Consider the following 16,575-nt stretch of genomic DNA (forward strand, 5'->3'; position numbering starts at 1 on the left):
CCGGCGCCCCGCGTGGGAACGCCGCCGTTACTCCTCGAGGAGCGACTCGGGCGCGTCCGCCAGTCCGACGAGTGCCTCCGCCTCGACGTGGTGGAGGTCGCCGGGGATCACGAGCAGGTGGAGGGGGTCGCCGAACTCGCGCCCGGCGAGCGCGGAGAGGCGGTCCGCGGCGACGACCGCGTCCGGCGAGCCGGCGCGGGCGACGACGACCGCGAGTTCGTCCCGCCAGCCCTCCGCGAGCAGTCTCGCTGCGTGGTCGGCGGTCATGTACTCCTCGTGGTCCGGATCGGGACCGGTCGGGCCGGTCCCCACCTTGATGTCGAGGTAGACGACGGTGTGGAGCCCGCGCTCGCGGTTCGCCTCGATCGTCTCGATCACGCTTCCCGGCACGTCGTCGCCGCCGTGTGCGTAGGAAAACGGGAGCGTCACGGCCTTCCCGAACCGGTAGTTCTGGAGGCCGGTGAGGCTCGAGGCGGCCGACTGGGCGGTGACGCCGTGGACCACCCGCGTGTCGATCCCCCGCGTCTCCGCCCGCAGGCGGAGGTCCGTGTGCGTCGTCGAGATCATCGTGTCGCCGGCGGTCAGGAAGGCGGCGTCGCCGGCCTCCGCCGCCTCGAGGATCGGCTCCGGGTCGCGCTCGACGCCCTCGCGGTCGCGCACCTCGACGTCGACGCCGTGAGCGGCCTCGAGGTCCGCGACGTCCGCGCCGACGAGCCGGCTGGTGTAGAACTCCGCGAAGACGCGGTCGGCCGTCCGCAGCGCCTCCCGGCCCTCGACGGTGATGGAACGCTCGTCGTAGAGGCCGAGCCCGATGAACGTGAGCATACGGCCGTTCCGGGGGGGACCGTCTAAAAGGGCGCGGACCGCCGGCGATTCCGGAGACCCTGGCGTCCCGATTCCGGAGACCCTGGCGTCCCGAATCCGGGACCCTGGCGTTCCGAAGACTCCCGTACGCGCCGGCGAGGGACGCTCGGTCCGAGGATCGTTCATGATCGTTTCATGTGAATCCATAGCAAGCCCTAAGAGGAGACCGACACAACGTTGGAGTACTGGGCCTTACCGGGCCAAGATCCACAATATGACTGACGAAGAACTCATCTGGCGGATATCGGGAGGGTCCGGCGACGGGATCGCTTCCACCAGCCAGAACTTCGCGAAGGCCCTGATGCGATCGGGGCTGAACGTGTTCACACACCGGCACTATCCGTCCCGGATCCGCGGGGGCCACACGTACACGGAGATCCGCGCGTCAGCGGACCCGGTCCGCTCCCGCGGCGACGGCTACAACTTCCTGTTGGCGCTCGGCGACTCCTTCGCCCGCAACCCGCAGGAGGGCGCCGTCTACGGGAACGAGGAGATCAAGCCGCTCTCGGAGAACCTCGACGAGCTCCGCGAGGGCGGCGTCATCGTCTACGACGAGGGGCTCCTCGACCCCTCGGAGATCCCGAACTTCGACGAGCGCGTCGAGGAGAACGGCTGGCACGTCTACCCCCTCGACCTTCGCGGGCTCGCCCGCGACATGGGTCGCGAGGTGATGCGTAACACCGCCGGCGTCGGCGCGACCTGTGCGCTCATCGGCATGGACCTCGAACACGTCGAGGACCTCATGCGTGACGCGATGCCCGAGAAGATCCTCGACCCCAACCTCGAGATCCTCGAGACCGCCTACGAGCAGGTCTCGGAGGAGTACGACGTGGACGCGTCGGACGTCTCGGTTCCGACCGGCGAACACGACGAGACGCAGGTGCTCGTGTCCGGCTCCGACGCCATCGCCTACGGCGCCATCGACGAGGGCTGTCGGTTCATCGCGGGGTACCCCATGACGCCGTGGACCGAGGTGTTCACGATCATGGCCCAGAACCTGCCGAAGCTGGACGGGATCTCGGAGCAGGTCGAAGACGAGATCGCGGCGGCGGCGCTGGCCGTGGGGGCCTCCCACGCCGGCGTCAAGGCCATGTCCGGCTCCTCGGGCGGCGGCTTCGCGCTGATGTCCGAGCCGCTCGGGCTCGCCGAGATGACGGAGACCCCCGTCGTCCTCGTCGAGGCCATGCGCGCCGGCCCCTCGACCGGGATGCCGACGAAACCGGAGCAGTCCGACCTCGAGCACGTCCTGTACACCTCCCAGGGCGACTCCCAGCGGGTCGTCCTCGCGCCCGGGACCGTCGAGGAGGCGTACGAACAGTCGCGACTCGCCTTCCGGCTCGCCTACGAGTACCAGATCCCGACGATCCTGCTGTACGACCAGAAGCTCGGCGGCGAGCTCGTCAACGTCCCCAAGAGCCACTTCGACCGCGAGCCGACCCCGACGCTCGGGAAGACCCTGAGCGAGGACGCTCTCGCGGACGAGCCACACTCGGCGGACGGGAAGTTCCACCGCTTCCAACACGACGTCGACGACGGCGTCTCCCCGCGGTCGATCCCCGGCCAGAAGGGCGGCCGCTACCTCGCGACCGGCAACGAGCACGACCCCACAGGCCACATCAGCGAGTCGCCCGACAACCGGGTCGCACAGATCGACCGGCGGCTCCAGAAGCTCGAGGCGATCCGCGCGGACCTCGACACTGAGGACACGGGCTCGTACGCCGGCCCCGACGACGCCGAGTACGGCATCCTCACGTTCGGGAGCCAGCAGGGAACCGTCGAGGAGGCCGTCGACCGGCTGAACGACGCCGGCGTCTCGGTGAAGTCGCTGAGCGTCTCCGACATGCTCCCGTTCTCGACCGAGGAAGTCCAGACGTTCGTCGAGAGCGTCGAGGACGTCCTCGTCGTCGAGATGACTGCCTCCGGACAGTTCCGTGGGCTCGTCCAGAAGAACCTCGGCCAGTACGGGGAGAAGCTGTCGAGCCTCCTGAAGTACAACGGAAACCCGTTCGAGCCGGGCGAGGTCGTCGACGGCTTCGAGGCGGCCATCATCGAAGGTGACGGCGACGCGTCCGGCCATCAGACGACCTTCGTCCCCGCAGCAGGTGATTAACCAATGAGCACGTTTTCAGCGATCGGAGAGGAACGCGAGATCGACCGCGACGAGTACACCCCGACAGTCGAACCCCAGCCGACCTGGTGTCCGGGTTGTGGGGACTTCAGCGTCCTGAAGGCGCTGAAACAGGCGCTCCCGGAGGTCGGGCGCACGCCCGAGGAGACCCTGCTCTGTACGGGGATCGGCTGTTCGGGCAAGCTGAACAGCTACCTCGACACGTACGGGTTCCACACGATCCACGGGCGCTCGCTGCCCGTGGCCCGCGCCGCGAAGCTCGCGAACCCCGACCTCGAAGTGATCGCCGCCGGCGGCGACGGCGACGGCTACGGGATCGGCGGGAACCACTTCATCCACACGGCCCGGGAGAACCACGACATGACCTACATCGTGTTCAACAACGAGATATTCGGGCTCACGAAGGGACAGACCTCCCCCACCAGCCCGAAGGGTCACAAGTCGAAGACCCAGCCACACGGTAGCGCCAAGGAGCCGCTCAAGCCGCTCTCGCTGGCACTCAACGCCGGCGCCTCGTACGTCGCCCGCACGGCCGCGGTCAACCCGAACCAGGCCAAGGAGATCCTGATCGAGGCGATGGAACACGACGGCTTCGCGCACGTCGACTTCCTGACGCAGTGTCCGACCTGGAACAAGGACGCCCGTCAGTACGTCCCGTACATCGACGTTCAGGAGTCGGACGACTACGACTTCGACGTGAGCGACAAGGTCGAGGCAGCCGAGATGATGCGCGAGACCGAGGAGGCGCTTCACGAGGGGAAGGTACTCACCGGACGCTACTACGTCGAGGAGGGTCGACCCTCCTACGGCCAGGAGAAGCGCGCGATCGGCGAGATGCCCGAGGAGCCGCTGGCCGAGCGCTACTGGGACGACGACTACGAGTGGGAGCGCTCGTACGACCAGTTCGTCGGGAAACACGAGTGAGCTGACCGGGTCGGTTCGAGATACCGACTCCTGTTTTTCGGGTTCGCAAGGTATTTTTTCCGTGGTGACAAAGGAGTTCTTATGAGTACCGTATCGACGGAGGAGCGTATTCTCTCGGTGTTGGAGGAGGACGCACAGGCCTCCTGTGGGGAGATCGCCGAGCGGGCGGAGGTCTCGAAGCCGACGGTGCGGAAGTACATCGACAAGCTCGAGCAGGAGGGAGTCATCGTCGGTTACTCGGCCGACGTCGACCCGAAGAAGCTCTCGACGCAGTCGATCGCGATAGTGGGGATGGACGTCGACTCGGGCAAGTACGTCTCCGCGACCCGCGACCTGAAGGCCCTGGAGGAGGTGGAGTCGCTGTACACCTCCTCGGGCGACCACATGCTGATGGCGGAGGTGCGCGCGGCCGACGGCGACGAACTCGGCGACGTGATCAACGACGAGCTACTCGCCGTCGACGGCGTCACCGCCGCGCACCCGTCGTTCCTTCAGGAACGGCTGAAGTGAGCGGTCGATCGAACTGACCGACCCGGCGGTCACCGGATCGCGTCGACGTCGGCTGACACGACCGTCTCGTCGCCGGCGGGGCCGCGACGCACCGCGCGTCGGGTGAACCCGTGGGCGCGGTAGAACTCGCGGGCGCTCGGGCGGTCGCTGGGGACGCTCGTGCGGAGCGTGTCGACGTCGAGATCGGCGAGTTCGTCGGCGACGCGCGCGAGCAACTCCTCCGTTATCCCCTCCCCGACGTGTTCCGGATGAACCCAGAGCGCGAGGAGTTCGGCCTCGGGTCCCTCCTCGTCGGGGTGGGCGATCACCACGCCGGTCGGGCCGTCGTCGTCCTCCATCAGCAAACAGCACTCCGCGCCCACGGCCGCCTCCCTGACGCCCGCGGCCGAGACGTCGAGGAGCGGCGCGCCGATATCGTCAAACACCGTCGCCTCACGGGCCCGTGAAACCGTCGTCCGAAGCGTCTCGGCGTCGCCGGGACGCGCCGGTCGAACACGCATATACGGACCGTGGAGAGGGGAGTAGGTATACGTTTCGGGGTCGTCGCGACGCGTCGAGATCCGCCGTGAGATCGTGGCCTGAGAAGACAGGTACCGGAAGGTGATACGGCGGGAGGCGGTTACGCGACCGGCGCGATCCCGATGGTGACCGTGGCGTCCTCGACGTCCCACGTCTCCGTGAGTCCGTCGGGGTCGTCCGCAACGTCGGCCGGGTCGTCGAGCCACGCGTCGGCGCGGACCTCGCCCGCGATGAGGTCGGCGTGCTCGTCGACGAAGCCGGCGACGCGGTCGTCGTCGACGGCGACGCCCAGCCGGATCCGGGCCTCGACGTCGAGGTCGAGCTCCTTCCGCATCTCCTGTACCCGCCGGATCACGTCGCGGGCGTACCCCTCGGACTCGATCTCGGGCGTCAGGGAGGTGTCGACGTACACCGTCCCGCCGTCGAAGTCGACGCCGGTCACGTTCTCGGGCGGCTCGGCGACGTACTCGACCATCCCCTCCTCGAGGTCGATCGGCTCGCCGTCGACGGCGAGTTCGCCGGCCTCGACCGCCTCGCGGGTCGCGCCCTGGACCGCCTCCATCACGCGCTGGGCGTCGCCGCCGAAGGCGGGACCGATCGCCGACATCCGCGGCTCCGCGGTCTCGACCAGTTCGTCGAACGCGTCGGTGACGTGAACCTCGCGGGCGTTGACGCGATCGGCGATGAGGTCGGCGAGGCGGTCGACCGCGCCCGCGACACGGTCGTCGTCCGTCTCGACGACGACCCGCGGGACGGGCCACCGGAGCTTGCGGCCGGCCTGCTGGCGGGCGTTCGCGGCCGCCTCCTCCACGTTTCGGAGGACCGCCACGTCGCGTTCGAGGTCGGGGTCGCGAAGGTCGTCGTCTGGCTCGGGGTACGACAGCGCGTGGACCGTGGTCGCCTCGCCGTCGAGCGTCCGATACATCCGCTCGGTCAGGTACGGTGCGATCGGCGCGAGGAGGCGGACCACTTCGTCGAGGACGGTCGAGAGCGTCGCGTACGCGCCGTGCTTCGACGCCGATTCGGCCTCCTCCCACATGCGGTCGCGGACCGCCTTCACGTAGAAGCGGGAGACGTCCTGCGTGACGAACTCGATGACGGCGTTGACCGCGTCGCTGACGCGGTAGTCGTCCCACGCCTCGGCGACCTCGCTTTCGACCGACTGGAGCCGCGAGAGCACCCACTCGTCGACGAGTTCGAGCTCGCCGTCGTCGAGGGAGGCGTCGGCCGGGTCGTAGCCGTCGAGGTCCATGTACTCCAAGGGGAACCGGAACACGTTCCAGAGGATGTTGAGTTTCCCCTGGATCTCGCCGAGCCCCTCCCACTCGAACGCGAGGTCGACGCCCTGCTGGTCGTGTGAGAGGAGGTACGTCCGGAGCGGGTCCCGGCCGGCGCGCTCGATCGCCTCCTCGGGCGTGACGATGTTGCCGACGGATTTGGACATCTTGCGACCGTCCTCGTCGTTGGCGAACCCGTGCATGAGCACCTCCTCGTAGGGGATCTCGCCGACCGCCGCCGTCCCCATCCCGAGCTGGGACCAGAACCAGCCGCGCGTCTGGTCGTGCGCCTCGATGATCAGGTCGGCGGGCCACAGCTCGTCGTGGGCGGCCGTCTCGCCCGGGTAGCCGAGGGTCCCCCACGTGGCGACCGACGAGTCGAGCCAGACGTCGAAGACGTCCTCGACGCGCCGGTAGGTCGTCCCGTCCTCGACGACCGTGAGGTCGTCGACCGAGGGACGGTGGAGGTCGATCGTCTCGGGGTCGACGTCCTCCTCGACCCGCTCGGCCAGCTCCTCGCGGGTGCCGATCACGACCATGTCCTCGTCGAGGTTCCCCGCCTCCGCCTCCTCCGGTACCCAGATCGGGATCGGGATCCCCCAGTAGCGCTGCCGGGAGACGTTCCAGTCGGGCGCGTCCTCGATGAAGTCGCGGAATCGGTTGTCGCGGGCCCACGCCGGGTGCCACTCCGACTCCTCCATGTTCGCCAAGAGGTCGTCTTTCACGTCCGTGATCGAGATGAACCACTGGTCGGTGACGAGCTGGATGATCCCCGTGTCACACCGCCAGCAGTGGCCGTAGCTGTGGTCGACCGTGCCGTGTGCGAGCATGTGACCGTCCTCGACGAGGTCCGCGATGATCGCGTCGTTGGCGTCGCGGACGAACTGTCCGGCGTACTCGCCCGCCTGGTCCGTGAACTCGCCGTTCGGCTCGACCGGACAGAAGATCTCGAGTCCGAGCTCGCTCCCCCGGTGGAAGTCCTCCTCCCCGTGGCCGGGCGCGGAGTGGACGAGCCCGGTGCGGTCGGCCTCGACGTAGTCGGCGGCGTACACCCGCCCCGCGCCCTCGAAGTCGGGGTACTCGGCGAGCCGGTCCGCCAGCGGGTGGTCGTACGTCCAGCCGAGCATATCCGAACCCGAGAGCTCCGCTTCGATCTCGTACTCCTCGTATCGCCCCTCGCCGAGCACGTCCTCGACGCACGCCGCTGCGACGTAGAGCAGTTCCTCCTCGCCGTCCTTCTCGGCGCGAACCGCCTGATACGTGAGCGCCTCGTCGACGGCGACGAAGGTGTTCGCGGGGATCGTCCACGGGGTCGTCGTCCAGATCACGAGGCTTCCTTCCCGGTCGGCGAGCGGGAACTTTACGTAGATGGAGGGGTCCTCGACGTCCTCGTACTCGACCTCGTTGTTGGCGAGCCCGGTCTCACACCGCGGACACTGCGATATCGAGCGTTTCCCCTGTTCGACGAGGCCGTTGTCGGCGACGTTCGAGAACGCCCACCACGCGGCCTCCATGTACTCCGGGGAGATCGTCTCGTAGGGGTCCTCCCAGTCCATCCACGCGCCGATCGACTGGAAGTCCTCGTCCATCGCTGCCCGGTTCTCCAAGGCGAACTCCTTGCACTTCTCGATGAACGACTCCATCCCGTACGCCTCGATGTCCCCTTTGTTCTCGAAGCCGAGCTCCTCCTCGACTTTCACCTCGATCGGGAGCCCGTGCATGTCGTACCCCGGCCGGTCCGTGACCCGGTGGCCGGCCATCCGCTTGTGCCGGATGACGGCGTCCTTCAGCGTCTTGTTCCAGGCGGTCCCGAGGTGCATCTGTCCGGAGGTGTACGGCGGGCCGTCGACGAAGAAGAAGGGCGGGTCGTCGGCGTGCGCCTCTTTCGCCGCCTCGTAGGCGTCCGCGTCGTCCCAGTACTCCTCGACCGCCGACTCGACGTCGGCGGGCGTGTACTGGTCGTCGATCTGCTCCATACGCAGTGTGTTCCCGCCCGCGTATTTGAATACGACGGACTCGAGGTCGACGCGGAGCGGGCAGGGAGCAGTGTCGGGACCCGACACACGTCGGATTAACTCGGGTAATCGGCGCATACCAATACCGGTTCGGCCCCGGTGTCATCTGTATGAACGTCGCGCGTTCGGCTCTCGTCGGGGCGACAGTACTGTTCGTCGCGCTCGTTGCGACCGGCGGCGCGGCCGGTGCCGACCCGGTAACGCTCACCGTCTCGGTCACCGACCAGGACGGTGACGCCGTCGGCGACGTGAGCGTCGAGGCAGCGTGGGAGACCGAGTCGGAGACGGGGACCGCGTCGGGCACGACGGCGAGCAACGGGAAGGTATTCCTCGACGTCCCCGAGGGATCGAGCGTCGAGTTGGACGTCGACGACGGCACCTACGTCCGGAACCGACCCCTTCGGATCGCGAACGCGAGCGCGGCGGACGTCTCGCTCGGCGTCGCCCGGAGCGGAACCGCGACGGTGACGGTCGTCGACGGTCGGAACCGGACACAGCCCGAGGCGAGGGTCACCGTCCGCGAGGACGGGCGATCGATCGACCGCGGCGAGACCGACGCGGACGGCGTCTACGAGACGGCTCGCCTCGAGCGCGGGGAGTACGACGTCACCGTCGTGAAACCGGGATACTTCGAGGTCGAGCGGTCGGTGACGGTGTCGCGGAACACGGAGACGACGGTCGGCATCGAGCGGGGCACCGTGACCCTCGAGGTGCGCACGTTCGACGACCACTTCGACCCGCCCGTCCCGATCGATACCGGATCGGTCCGGGTGTCCTCGGCGGTGTACGACGCCGAGGTGAGCGTGACCGAGGGGACGGCCTCGCTCACCGTCCCCGTCAACGACGCGTACACGGTCGCGGTCGTCAAGGACGGATACGACGCCTCGTCCGAACGGGTCAGGGTTCGGGAGTCGCCGGTGAGTACGAACCTCACGGCACGACGGACCCCCACGCTGTCCGTCACGTCCGCGAACCAACGCGTTCTTGTCGGCGAGACGACCCGCGTGACGGTGCGGAACGCGTACGACGAGCCGGCGGCAGGCGCGACGGTCGAGGTCGACGGCGACGCGGTCGGCGAAACCGACGACCGCGGGGAGATCGACGTGCCGATATCCTCCGACGGAAACCGAACGATCGTCGCGCGGGACGGGGACGTCACGTCCGATCCGGTGACGGTCGAGGGCGTCGAGACCGCGGACGGACTCGATCCGGACGGAAACGTCTCGGACGACGGCGACGACGGCGACGACAACGCCGAGGACGGTTCCGACGACGACACCGACGACGGCTCCGACGACACCGACGACGGCTCCGACGACGCCGACGACGGCGATCCGGGGACCACCGACGACGGGATCCCCGGCTTCGGCGTCGTCGCCGCGGTCCTCGCCCTTCTCGCTGTCGGCGCGGCGGGTCGCCGTCGGGGGTAGTGAGTGGGGGCGGGCGCGTCCTGGCGTCGATCTGTGATCTTACCGCTCGATCCCCGCCTCCGCGAACGTCGCCATCCGGTCGTGGGTCCGACAGGCTGCGCGGTAGGTCGCGAGTGCCAGCGCCGCGCCGGAGCCCTCCCCGAGCCGGAGGCCGTGATCGAAGAGCGGGTCGAGGGACAGGGCGTCGAGTTGGACCGCGTGACCCGGCTCGTTGCCGACGTGCGAGGGAAGCAGGTACGGCCGTACGTCCCCCGCGACCGCGTCGGCGACGAGCGCGGCCGCGCCGGAGACCACGCCGTCGACGACGACCGGCGTCCGGTCGGCCGCACAGCCGAGCGCGACGCCGGCGAGGAAGCCGACCTCGTAGCCGCCGACGCGTCGTAGCACCTCGACGGCGTCGGGGTCCTCGCTGTCGTCGAGTCCGTTCCGTTCGAGCCCGTTCCGTTCGAGCGCGCGCTCGACGACCCGTACCTTGTGCGCGCGGGTCGCCTCGTCGACGCCGGTCCCCGGACCCGTGACCCGGTCTGGGTCCGCGCCGGTCAGCGCCGCCGTGAGCGCGGCGGCGACCGTGGTGTTGCCGATCCCCATCTCGCCGAGCGCGACGAGCCCGGCGTCGGCGAGCCGGGTCCGGGCGGTCCGGACGCCGGCTTCCAGGCTCGCGACCGCGTCGGCGCGCGACATCGCCGGTCCCCGCGAGATGTCGGCGGTGCCGGCGCCGATCCGCTCGTCGACGACCGCCGTCGTTCCGCGCCCGTCGGTCCCTATCGGCGGCCCGTCGACCCCGGCGTCGACGACGAGGACGTCCGCGCCCACGATGTCGGCGATCGCGGAGACCGCGGCGCCGCCGGCAGCGAAGTTCCGGAGCATCGCGCGGGTCACGGCCTGCGGGTACGCCGAGACGCCCCGGTCGACCACGCCGTGGTCCGCGGCGGCGACGACGACGGTCGGGTCCGCGAGCGTCGGCCGTGGGTCGCCCGTGAGCCCGGCTATCGCGACCGCGACGTCCTCCAGCTGGCCGAGGCTTCCGGGCGGCTTCGTCAGTTCTGATTGTCGGTCGCGGGCCGTGTCGGCCGCGTCGTCGTCGAACGGCGGAATCGACGACAGCGAGAGGTCCGACGACGACGAGAGGTCCGACGACGGCGAAGGATCGGGTGACGACGAGAGGTGCGACGATGGTGAGGGATCGGGCGACGGCGAAGGATCGGGCGACGGCGTGCGGTCGTCGTCCGTCACGGTCAGGCGTCGAAGTCGGGGAGGTCGTCCGGCGCCTCGTAGTCGGACTCCCAGTCGATGTATTCGTCTTTGAGCACGTCACAGACGATCTGCCCGAGCTCCGTGAGCCCCGCGTTGATCGCGGAGACGGACCCCCACGAGTCGAGGTCGGCGTGGTACTCCCGCTCCTTCCAGTCCTCGGGGATGCCCGGCGCGTGGTACCCCACGCGGTCGGCGAAGGAGTCCCAGAAGAAGTCGAATCGGGAGACGAGACCGAGGTCATCGACTATCCGCCAGTCGGACTCGTCGAGGTCGCTGTCGGCGGTCCACTCCGAAAACGCCTCCTCCCAGGCGCCCTCGCGGAGGAACGTCGACAGCTCGTCGCGGCGGTACTCGCCGCCTGCGACCTCGGCGTCCTCGTACTCGTTCGGGTCGACGGCGGACAGCTCCGGCGGGTCCGGCGTCTCGATGTCGAGCGACATGTCCGTCCGTCCGCGCCGGGGAGTCAAAACGATGCGGGCTTGACGACGACGGGATCGGCCGCCGACCCCGTCGATCGGTCGTCGACCTCCCGATCCGTTCGGTCGCCGACCCCGTCGATCGGTCGTCGACCTCCCGATCCGTTCGGTCGTCGACCCCGTCGGTCGACCGCGATCCGGTCCTTTTACCTCGCCGACCGAGTACCCCGGGATATGAACGTTCGCGCCCGTTCCCGACAGGTCGGGATCGCCGCCTGCCTCGCCAGCGCCCTCCTTCTCGCCGCGCCGTACGCGCTCGTGAGCGGCTTCGACACCCAGCTCGCCGGGTACTACACGGCCGGCCCCGTGGGTGCCGGTGGAGTCGCGCTGTTCGCGCTGTTGAGCGCGGTCGTGTTCGCCTCCGTCGAGCGGGGGAACGTCGACCCCGGGACGCTCGCCGGCGCGCTCGTCGTGCTCGGGAGCGCGACGACGCTGTTCTCGGCGCTCTGGTGGCTCTCGGTCGAGCCGACGACGATGTTCGGCGAGTACCGCTGGCTGGAGCACCACGCGACCGCCGTGACCGTCGTCTCGCTGCCGGTACCGCTCTGTGCCGGCGTCTACGCGCGGGAGCTGTTGGCGTGAGCCTCGGGGTTGCGGGGATGGAACGTCGGGATAGCGGGGGTGAGACGAAGAGGCCACGGAGGAACGCGGACGGCTCGGCTCCCGCGAACGAAAGGCCCTTATGCGGCACCGCTGTAATATAAACCGGACTAGGTCGGGCGGTTAGGCCCCGCTTGTCACCCGTAAGGTAGTCTTCAGCGGGGACCGAACACCGGGCGCGTCCGGATAGACCGGCGCGGGCCCCGAGAGCCAACGTGGAAGCCTCGTCCGCCGGGGACAGCGGTCCGTGGCGCCCGCTCGCAGGAGCGGTCCGTCGCGGTTCGCCGGCGACAACGGGTCAGGCGCGGAAGCGAGCAGCCCACCGCCGGACGCCCGTCGCTCGTCGGGTCGCGGGGTGGAGGAGGCAACCGGGATACCCCGTGCCGGAACGCCGGGCCACCCCGGCCGTCCACCATTCATACCGGATCGTTTCCCGCCAGTCGCGTCTCCGGCGTCGTTCCGAACTCCTTCGTATCGTCCGACCGTCACGGACGCGCTCGCCCTCCGGGCGGACGTCACCCGTGTTCGTCGATCCACTCGCACCACGCTCGGAAGTCGTCGGCTCCGCATTGGTCGGCGATCGAACGAAGCGTCCCGATACGAACCTCCGAGTGGAGCGGAACGTCGACGTTTCGAACCTCGCCGGTGTCCTCGTTCTCGTAGCGGAGACGGACGTGGCTGCCACGGTGTGACTGCGGGACGTACCCGAAACCAGTCAGTACGGCGATGATCTCTCGCCCCGAAAACGTCTTCCGAACCATCTACCGCAAGAATTCAGGGAGGTCCGTGTCGGCTACGTCCGGATCCACGCCGATCTCCTGTAAGAACTCTTCGGGGTCTTCGATGGGCTCGCCGTCGCCGGCCTCGAGTGCGAGCACCTCTGCGAGTTGCGTAAGCGCCTCGGCGCGGGTGTCCCCGCCACGAGCGAGTCCCGTTTCGAGATCGCGGGCTGTGACGGTCCCGTCGTCTTCACGGATGAACTCGATCCCGTCGGGATCGTCATCCTCACGACGGGTTGCGCTTGCCATGTCCCTTCTAGGCGACCCACTCGGAATAAGTGTTCGGCCGGGTCGTTCGATTCAGTGTTCGCCGCCCGTACCCCGCCGGTCGGAGTCGAGGTCGATGTCGAGGTCCTCGAGAAGCTCCTCGGCCTCCTCGCGTTTCTCCTGGTGGTCCGCGAGGAACTCGCGCATGAGCTCGGCCGCCTGCTCCTTACAGCCGCCACAGAGGCGCTCGCCGTTGACGCACTCGGAGTACACCTCCGTGGCGAGCCCGTCGTCGTCGCCCGCGAGCAGGTAGGCGTACAGCTCGTAGACGGGACACTCGTCCGCCTCGCCGCCCAGCTCGCGCTGTTCTTCGGCCGTGTCGCGGCCGCCCGTCGTCGCCGAGCGCACCTTGTCGTAGCCGTCCTCGGGGTCGTCCAGGAGCGAGATGTGGCTCGCGGGGATCGACGAGGACATCTTCCCGCCGGTGAGCCCGGTCATGAAGCGGTGGTAGATCGACGAGGGCTGCCGGAAGCCGAAGCCGTCGTGGTCGATCTCGACCTTCCGCGCCAGCGACTCGGCCGCCTCCCGCGTCAGCTCGAACGCGTCAACGTGGCCCTCGAAGACGCGTTTGTCGCCGTCGACCGCCCCGATCAGCGCCTCGAACGCCTCGTCGGTGGCGTTGCGGTCGAAGAAGCGCACGCGCGGGCGGAGCGGCTCCTTGCCGCCGGCCCGCAACTTCTCGAGGGCGCCCGTCTTGGCGTCGGCGAGGTCGACCTCCTCGGCGTCGGCGTCCTCGGCGTCGACTTCCGGCGGCTCGTAGTCGTCGAGCCACACTGCGGCGTCCTCACACCGCACGTCGGGCGCGGCGTCGTCTCCGGCGTCGCCTGCACCGGCGTCGTCTCCGGCGTCGCCCGCACCGGCGTCGTCTCCGGCGTCGCCCGCACCGGCGTCGTCTCCGCCGTCCTCCCCGCCCGCGAGCGCGTCGTAGGCCGCACGCACCAGGGTTCGCTCCGCGTCGTCGAGCTCGAAGCTCGCGAACGCCTCGGTCACCTTGAAGTACCGGAGCCGGGTCGCCAGGTCGCGCGTTAGCCGGACGTGCGGGTCCTGGTCGGGGCCGACCGGGATCACCGTGGGCTTCGGCTCGTCGACGAGCTGGGGATAGAGGATGTCCGCCGTCTGGGTGACGACGCTCTGCATGTGCGAGATGTTCGTCTCGCCGTCGAAGCCGTAGATCGCCTCGAACTCCGAGAAGTTGGCCTTCGAGCCCAGCTCGAACCCGAGGTCCTGGACCTCGCGGTTGTCCGACTGGCGGTAGAGCTCGCCGTCTTCGGGGTCGAACCCGAGCGCGAGCAGCGAGAGCAGGTAGCTCCGGGCGTGCTCGTCGATCTCGTCCCACGACATCCCACGGGCGGAGTGGGCCTCGAGGTCGGCGATCAGCCCGAAGACGTCCCCGCCCTGCTCCTGGTGCCAGATCAGCTCGTCGAACACGAGCTTGTGACCGATGTGCGGGTCGCCGGTGGGCATGAACCCGGAGAGCGCGGCGAACGGCTCGTCGTTCGCCATCGCCTCCGCGACCGCGTCGTACTCGCGGTGGCCGAAGATGACGCCGCGGCGCATCAGGTAGTGCGGGTCGACCACGTCGCCGGCGACGTCGTCGAACGCCTCGATACCGAACTCGGCGAACAGGTCGGCGTAGTCGCCGACCGACGCCGACCCCCACGGGTCGAGCGCGACGTCCTCGCTCGGCTCGCCGTCGGCGCGCTCGGTCCCGCCGTCCGTTCGGGGGGTGTCCTCGTCCATACGTTCCCTCCCGTCGGTCGACGCAAAAACCGTTCGCTTACGTGGGCCGGCTCCGTCCGGACCGGTTCGGCCTCCCGTCGGACCGGTTCGGCCTCCCGTCGGACCGGTTCGTCCGACGTCTCCCCACGTCAGGGAGTCAGTCGTCCGATCGAGAGCCACTCGATCCCGGGCGTCGTGTCGTCGTCGACTTCGCCGACCAGCGCGAACAGTAGCTCCTTGCGGACGCCGCCGGCGAGCCGCACGTCGAGCGAGAGCTCCCGCGGCGCGAACGCGTGGTCGGGCTCGATCACTCGCACGAGGTGCTCGGAGTGCGGGAGGTCCTCGACGGTCTCGACGTCGAGGTACGTCCTGAAGTCCGCGCCGAACTTGAACCCCGTCTTGGGGACGGTCCGGCGGTCACGGAGGGCGCGGTAGGTCGCCAGCCGGCGGTCGAACCGGTCGCCCTCGACGTCGCGGCCGCGAGCGACGATCGCGGCAGCGGCGCCCGCTGGATCGGTTGCGCTCGTGGACGGCTCGGCCGCCGTGGACGCCTCGTCGACCACCGTCCGGCCGTCGTCGATGACTTCGGAGAGCCGGAGCGACCCGGCCGCCGCCAGCGACGCGGCCTCGACGAGCGAGAGCTGGAGGGCCCCCTCGACCGCGGCAGCCCGGCCCGTCAGCGGCTGGCCGTAGAACCCGCGCTCGTAGAGGTCGGGCGGCGCGTCCCAGACCACGACGCGGTCGGCGAGCAGGACGCCGGTCAGGTCCGTCGGCTGTTCGTAGTCGGTGCTCCCGTCGACGTCCGCCGGCTCAGCCTCGAAGTAGGTGATGTCGCTCTCCTCGTCGACGACGGCGAGGGTCTGGCCCGCCACGTCGGCGGCGGGGACCGACTCGCGTTCGCCCACGATACGCACCGGATACCGGACGTTCCCGGTGTCGGGCGTCGACCCGCGCTCGTAGGCCACCACGTCGACCGCGTCCGACACGGCTGCCCGGCCGCCCGGCCACGGCTCGCGGGCGGGCGAGAGGTAGAAGCCCCGGTCGCGGAGGTCGGCGTAGACGAGGTATCGCACCGCGAACCGGTCGACGACAGCGGCGCTGTCGACGAAGAACCGCTCGAACCCGACCGGCTCGGAGTCCCCGACCGCATCGGCGGATCCGTCGGCCTCGTCGGCGTTCCCGGTTGCGTCCCCGTCGAGGGTCACCCCGGCGAGGTCGCCGCGGAACAGCAGGTGGGCAGTCTCGACCCGGGAGAGCGCGATCTCGTTGCCGCCGAGCGGGCGGCCGTAGCCGCGCGAGTCGTAGAACCGCTGTCTGGCGTCCCCGCCGACGTGGACGGCGTCGCCGCGGAGGTCGCCCGTGGGTTGCATGCTCGCACTCGCGGCCGGACGGGGTAAGGGGGTTGCGGTCGGACGGGGGGCGTCATCGGAGCGTTACACTGACGGAACTTTTCGCTCAAATGCCGAGGCTATCTTTAATTGCCGAGTCGATTTTCACCATGTCTGATGACGGGACAGATCCAATGTTCTTTTTCACACGTTCGTCGATGTCGATAACCCGAATTTGACTTAGATCTGCCACTGAATCGTGATCGAGGGCAGTATCCGAAGCCAGTACTTCCACCTCGAACGGGTACGTGTCTCCAGACGTGTACTGCGTTGTGAATGGAGCGATGATGGTTGTCGGTGAGTACTGATTCCCAACATCGTTCTGGATGACAACACAGGGCCGGCTCTTTCCTTGTTGCTCACTCCCTTTCGTGGGATTCAGTTCAATGATGACAATGTTGCCGCGGCGTACCTGCACACGTGAC

15 protein-coding genes and 1 other RNA gene are annotated in these 16,575 nt (G+C 69.0%); 6 read left to right on the forward strand and 10 right to left on the reverse strand.

Annotated features, from left to right (window positions below; genetic code table 11):
* Positions 1-27: 27 nt before the first annotated feature.
* Complete coding sequence (gene dph5 / locus DQW50_RS03170; protein WP_112077858.1) at positions 28-825, reverse strand: diphthine synthase; 798 nt, start codon at positions 823-825, stop codon at positions 28-30.
* 253 nt (positions 826-1,078) lie between these two features.
* Here dph5 and DQW50_RS03175 point away from each other — a divergent pair, with 253 nt between their 5' ends.
* The 3 genes from DQW50_RS03175 to lrpA1 all read left to right on the forward strand — a co-directional run bounded on the left by DQW50_RS03175 (position 1,079) and on the right by lrpA1 (position 4,426).
* Positions 1,079-2,974: a 2-oxoacid:acceptor oxidoreductase subunit alpha gene (locus DQW50_RS03175; RefSeq protein ID WP_112077859.1), complete on the forward strand. Its 1,896-nt coding sequence runs from the start codon at positions 1,079-1,081 to the stop codon at positions 2,972-2,974.
* 3 nt (positions 2,975-2,977) lie between these two features.
* Entirely contained in the window at positions 2,978-3,916 is a 939-nt protein-coding gene (locus tag DQW50_RS03180; RefSeq protein WP_112077860.1) for a thiamine pyrophosphate-dependent enzyme, read from the forward strand.
* A gap of 81 nt (positions 3,917-3,997) precedes the next feature.
* Positions 3,998-4,426 (forward strand): HTH-type transcriptional regulator LrpA1, encoded by a 429-nt coding sequence (lrpA1, locus tag DQW50_RS03185; RefSeq protein WP_112077861.1) that lies wholly within the window; start codon positions 3,998-4,000, stop codon positions 4,424-4,426.
* A gap of 29 nt (positions 4,427-4,455) precedes the next feature.
* Here the strand turns inward: lrpA1 and DQW50_RS03190 are convergent, their stop codons facing one another.
* Complete coding sequence (locus DQW50_RS03190; RefSeq protein ID WP_112077862.1) at positions 4,456-4,926, reverse strand: N-acetyltransferase; 471 nt, start codon at positions 4,924-4,926, stop codon at positions 4,456-4,458.
* A 119-nt stretch (positions 4,927-5,045) separates the two neighbouring features.
* Positions 5,046-8,198 carry an isoleucine--tRNA ligase gene (gene ileS / locus DQW50_RS03195; protein ID WP_112077863.1) on the reverse strand — a complete coding sequence of 1,051 codons (3,153 nt, stop codon included), beginning with the start codon at positions 8,196-8,198 and terminating at the stop codon, positions 5,046-5,048.
* Positions 8,199-8,347: 149 nt separating this feature from the next.
* On the opposite strand from ileS, the gene DQW50_RS03200 reads away from it, so the two are divergent.
* Positions 8,348-9,667 (forward strand): carboxypeptidase-like regulatory domain-containing protein, encoded by a 1,320-nt coding sequence (locus DQW50_RS03200; protein WP_112077864.1) that lies wholly within the window; start codon positions 8,348-8,350, stop codon positions 9,665-9,667.
* Between the two features lie 39 nt (positions 9,668-9,706).
* On the opposite strand, the gene cobT is transcribed toward DQW50_RS03200, so the two are convergent.
* Both cobT and DQW50_RS03210 read right to left on the reverse strand, forming a co-directional pair.
* Positions 9,707-10,900: a nicotinate-nucleotide--dimethylbenzimidazole phosphoribosyltransferase gene (gene cobT / locus DQW50_RS03205; RefSeq protein WP_198664590.1), complete on the reverse strand. Its 1,194-nt coding sequence runs from the start codon at positions 10,898-10,900 to the stop codon at positions 9,707-9,709.
* Between the two features lie 2 nt (positions 10,901-10,902).
* Positions 10,903-11,361 carry a hypothetical protein gene (locus DQW50_RS03210; protein WP_112077865.1) on the reverse strand — a complete coding sequence of 153 codons (459 nt, stop codon included), beginning with the start codon at positions 11,359-11,361 and terminating at the stop codon, positions 10,903-10,905.
* Between the two features lie 210 nt (positions 11,362-11,571).
* Between DQW50_RS03210 and DQW50_RS03215 the strand changes: the two genes are divergently transcribed.
* Together DQW50_RS03215 and ffs are read left to right on the forward strand one after the other, a co-directional pair.
* Positions 11,572-11,979, forward strand: a complete 408-nt coding sequence (locus tag DQW50_RS03215) for a hypothetical protein (protein ID WP_112077866.1) — start codon at positions 11,572-11,574, stop codon at positions 11,977-11,979.
* Between the two features lie 121 nt (positions 11,980-12,100).
* An RNA gene (ffs, locus tag DQW50_RS03220) (signal recognition particle sRNA) lies at positions 12,101-12,412 on the forward strand.
* Positions 12,413-12,512: 100 nt separating this feature from the next.
* On the opposite strand, the gene DQW50_RS03225 is transcribed toward ffs, so the two are convergent.
* From DQW50_RS03225 to DQW50_RS03245, 5 genes are all read right to left on the reverse strand, one after another.
* Complete coding sequence (locus tag DQW50_RS03225; RefSeq protein WP_112077867.1) at positions 12,513-12,758, reverse strand: type II toxin-antitoxin system HicA family toxin; 246 nt, start codon at positions 12,756-12,758, stop codon at positions 12,513-12,515.
* Positions 12,759-13,025, reverse strand: a complete 267-nt coding sequence (locus tag DQW50_RS03230) for a hypothetical protein (RefSeq protein ID WP_112077868.1) — start codon at positions 13,023-13,025, stop codon at positions 12,759-12,761.
* A gap of 51 nt (positions 13,026-13,076) precedes the next feature.
* Complete coding sequence (locus DQW50_RS03235; protein ID WP_112077869.1) at positions 13,077-14,783, reverse strand: tryptophan--tRNA ligase; 1,707 nt, start codon at positions 14,781-14,783, stop codon at positions 13,077-13,079.
* 128 nt (positions 14,784-14,911) lie between these two features.
* Positions 14,912-16,132, reverse strand: a complete 1,221-nt coding sequence (gene endA, locus DQW50_RS03240; protein ID WP_112077870.1) for a tRNA-intron lyase — start codon at positions 16,130-16,132, stop codon at positions 14,912-14,914.
* 85 nt (positions 16,133-16,217) lie between these two features.
* Positions 16,218-16,568, reverse strand: a complete 351-nt coding sequence (locus DQW50_RS03245) for a type II toxin-antitoxin system PemK/MazF family toxin (RefSeq protein WP_112077871.1) — start codon at positions 16,566-16,568, stop codon at positions 16,218-16,220.
* Positions 16,569-16,575 lie beyond the last annotated feature (7 nt).

Source organism: Halorubrum sp. 48-1-W, assembly GCF_003287355.1.
Taxonomy (GTDB): domain Archaea; phylum Halobacteriota; class Halobacteria; order Halobacteriales; family Haloferacaceae; genus Halorubrum.

Bases quoted from the DNA above. Each gene is read 5' to 3' on its own strand.
- dph5 (WP_112077858.1), bottom strand. From the start codon at position 825: ATGCTCACGTTCATCGGGCTCGGCCTCTACGACGAGCGTTCCATCACC.
- DQW50_RS03175 (WP_112077859.1), top strand. From the start codon at position 1,079: ATGACTGACGAAGAACTCATCTGGCGGATATCGGGAGGGTCCGGCGAC.
- DQW50_RS03180 (WP_112077860.1), top strand. From the start codon at position 2,978: ATGAGCACGTTTTCAGCGATCGGAGAGGAACGCGAGATCGACCGCGAC.
- lrpA1 (WP_112077861.1), top strand. From the start codon at position 3,998: ATGAGTACCGTATCGACGGAGGAGCGTATTCTCTCGGTGTTGGAGGAG.
- DQW50_RS03190 (WP_112077862.1), bottom strand. From the start codon at position 4,926: ATGCGTGTTCGACCGGCGCGTCCCGGCGACGCCGAGACGCTTCGGACG.
- ileS (WP_112077863.1), bottom strand. From the start codon at position 8,198: ATGGAGCAGATCGACGACCAGTACACGCCCGCCGACGTCGAGTCGGCG.
- DQW50_RS03200 (WP_112077864.1), top strand. From the start codon at position 8,348: ATGAACGTCGCGCGTTCGGCTCTCGTCGGGGCGACAGTACTGTTCGTC.
- DQW50_RS03210 (WP_112077865.1), bottom strand. From the start codon at position 11,361: ATGTCGCTCGACATCGAGACGCCGGACCCGCCGGAGCTGTCCGCCGTC.
- DQW50_RS03215 (WP_112077866.1), top strand. From the start codon at position 11,572: ATGAACGTTCGCGCCCGTTCCCGACAGGTCGGGATCGCCGCCTGCCTC.
- DQW50_RS03225 (WP_112077867.1), bottom strand. From the start codon at position 12,758: ATGGTTCGGAAGACGTTTTCGGGGCGAGAGATCATCGCCGTACTGACT.
- DQW50_RS03230 (WP_112077868.1), bottom strand. From the start codon at position 13,025: ATGGCAAGCGCAACCCGTCGTGAGGATGACGATCCCGACGGGATCGAG.
- DQW50_RS03235 (WP_112077869.1), bottom strand. From the start codon at position 14,783: ATGGACGAGGACACCCCCCGAACGGACGGCGGGACCGAGCGCGCCGAC.
- endA (WP_112077870.1), bottom strand. From the start codon at position 16,132: ATGCAACCCACGGGCGACCTCCGCGGCGACGCCGTCCACGTCGGCGGG.